Here is a 1,555-nt window from a genome sequence, read left to right as displayed (position 1 = left end):
GTGTAAGATTCCCTTTCTTGTCGACGCCCATATACGCATTCGCTTTACAATGCTCGGACAAATCCTCAATACGCTCTTCAAACTGAACGGTGCCCTGTTCTTGATTCAACATGACCTTCCACTCCGGATGTGCAAGCACTAGCTGAACAATCTCCTTACTCATCAATTGACCCAGAAGCTTCGATTCTTCGCCGCACACATATACGAGGCGCAGCTTTGCAGATAGAGCTCCATCAAGCTTCTCAAGCTCTTGAATAACGCTCGTTTGATTCGCTGATGGCTTGGGTGCAGCTGTGACAACATTTTTATTAGCGATAAAGAGCCAACCTGATAGCAAGCAAAACATAATAACGCCTAACATCCAAACGGGACGCCGCTTTCTCTTTAAACGTTTCTTTAAGTTTTTCCAAAGGCTGAATTCCATCATAGGGAAGACCCCTTCTTTATATTTTTTGATAGTATGCGCCATAATTACATAAATATTCAAAACGATTTATTTGTAAGAATCCATAGTTTAAGCTGCTTGTCCGATACCTGTTTTTTCAAAAAAATGACTAGCATTATGTATTCATAATAAAGAAAGCCCCAAAGGATAGTAGACCTTTGGGGCAGCATGCATTCATTTAACGATTGATCCAAGGCTGATTTCCACGTTTTTTCGGTTTATTAGGCCGTGTGGAAACTGTTCGAATAACTGCTTTTTTGTTCGATTTCTTTGGTACAACTATCTTTGCTGGTTTTTCAATTTGTACGTCAGCCGCCTTTGCGGTGTTTTGATCAGAACGATTTCCTTTGCAGCCGCAATCGTCTTGATTCATATTGCCTACACCGGCTGTTTGAGGCCAACCCTGATTAGATGGAAACGGCTGTGAGTACGGGGAGAAACCAGCTACAGGATAACCATAACCGCCATCATTTTGCACTTGAACCGGCATTACATTCCCATGACCGCCATGACCATAGCCGGAGCCATAACCATATTCAGGCTGCATGCTCGATGGGAAAGCCATCCCTTGGTTCGGCTGTGTTGCAAATGGCGATACCATGCCTTGGTTCGGCTGTGTTGCAAATGGCGATACCATGCCTTGGTTCGGCTGTGTTGCAAACGGCGATACCATCCCTTGGTTCGGCTGTGTTGCAAATGGCGATACCATGCCTTGGTTTGGCTGTGTTGCAAACGGCGATACTGCGCCTTGGTTCGGCTGTGTTGTAAATGGCGATACCATGCCTTGGTTTGGCTGCGTCGCAAATGGCGATACCGCGCCTTGGTTTGGCTGTGTCGCAAATGGCGATACCGCGCCTTGGTTTGGCTGTGCCGCAAATGGCGATACCGCGCCTTGGTTCGGTTGTGTTGCCAGCGGTGATACACTGCCTTGGTTCGGCTGTGTCGCCAGCGGTGATACACTGCCTTGGTTTGGCTGTGTCGCTTGAGGGGACACCTTACCTTTATTCGGCTGTGTTGCCAGCGGCGATACCATGCTTTGGTTCGGCTGTGTTGCCAGCGGCGATACCATGCCTTGGTTCGGCTGTGTTGCCAGCGGTGATACYATGCCTT

Annotated in this window: 2 pseudogenes; both read right to left on the bottom strand. The window is 47.6% G+C overall.

What is annotated here, in order from left to right:
• A pseudogene (locus AC1DSE_RS35120) lies at window positions 1-427 on the bottom strand (hypothetical protein); the annotation flags it as partial.
• A 196-nt stretch (window positions 428-623) separates the two neighbouring features.
• Window positions 624-1,555, bottom strand: a pseudogene (locus AC1DSE_RS35115) (hypothetical protein); the annotation flags it as partial.

Source organism: Paenibacillus sp. 01L418 (genome assembly GCF_056400045.1).
Note: the sequence above shows the minus strand (reverse complement) of the source record. Positions and strands in the feature narration are given on the sequence as shown.